The 1227-nt window shown below is 49.3% G+C and carries 1 protein-coding gene; it reads right to left on the reverse strand.

Annotation, left to right across the window (positions count from 1 at the left end):
* The coding region (locus TPRIMZ1_RS0108255) for a response regulator (RefSeq protein ID WP_010257660.1) at positions 1-1181 on the reverse strand (1181 nt) is incomplete at its 3' end.
* Between the last annotated feature and the right edge of the window lie 46 nt (positions 1182-1227).

The following is a 1227-nucleotide window of genomic DNA, read 5'->3' on the forward strand; positions in this document are numbered from 1 at the left end:
TCCCGGTTTTCAAAGATGTCCCGGGCGCGGTTGAATAATTCGATAAGCTGCCGTGTTTGCGCCGCAGCCGATTCGGCGGTATCCAAAAGCTCATGGATCTGTACGGGTGTCACCACACCTACCACCCGCACCGTGTCGAGCCGGCGGGTCAGGAAGCCATCCCCCGCCGCCCGGAAGGTTTCTTCGGTTACCAGTATGCGGCTTCCGTACTGTTTGTTCACCCCCTCAAGCCGGGACGCCAGGTTTACTGCGTTTCCCATGATGGTGTAGTTCATCTTCCGCTCACTTCCCATGTTCCCCACCACCATATCTCCCGTATTGATCCCAATCCGGGTAAAAAGCGGAATGGAACTTAGGCCTTTTTCCGTAAGATAGGTATTGATTTCCCGTTCCTTGTATTTCATCAGGACCGCCGAGGTACAGGCCCGCCGGGCGTGATCCGGCAGATCCAGGGGGGCGCCGAAAAAGGACATGATGGCATCCCCTTCATACTTATCTATGGTTCCTTTCTGTTCAAGAATGATATTACTCATGTCTGAAAGATAGATATTGAGGAGCTGTACCAGATCTTCCGCGTCCAGTTTCTCCGCAATGGTGGTAAACCCCTGGATGTCCGTAAAGATTGCGGTCATATTCCGTTTTGATCCCCCAAGCTGCAGCCGGGATGGGTCGCTCATCACGTCCTGTACCACATCCCCGGATACATAGGTGGAAAACGCCTTTTTAAGATTGTCGTTGTAGTACTGTAATTCCTGCTGCTGAACTTCCAGCTTTTGTTTCTGTGATTCCAGGGTCCGTTTTTGGGATTCCACCAGGAGGTGTACCTCGATACGTTTTAATAAGAGTGATGGTACAAAGGGTTTGGTTATGTAATCAATGGCGCCCAGGGTTAAGCCGTCAAGCTCATCGTTGGTTTCACTCTTGCCGGTCAGGAAAATAACCGGGATGTCCCTGGTTTCACTTTTTCCTTTGAGGATTTTGATGGCCTCGTAACCGTTCATCTCCGGCATTTCGATGTCAAGCAGGATCAGACCTGGTTGGTGTTTTTCAAGAAGGGTGAACATTTTTTTTGCGGAGGGGGCGGTAAAAACATTGTATTGCGCGCTTAATACATTGATCCCGTTCATTAAATTGGTGGGATTGTCATCCACTAGGATGATTAATTCCTGTTCGTTTCCCATGTTACGATCTCCTTTCGTGTTTTCGTATCAGTTCATTTATTGTAAT

It is taken from the genome of Treponema primitia ZAS-1, assembly GCF_000297095.1.
Lineage (GTDB): Bacteria > Spirochaetota > Spirochaetia > Treponematales > Breznakiellaceae > Termitinema > Termitinema primitia_A.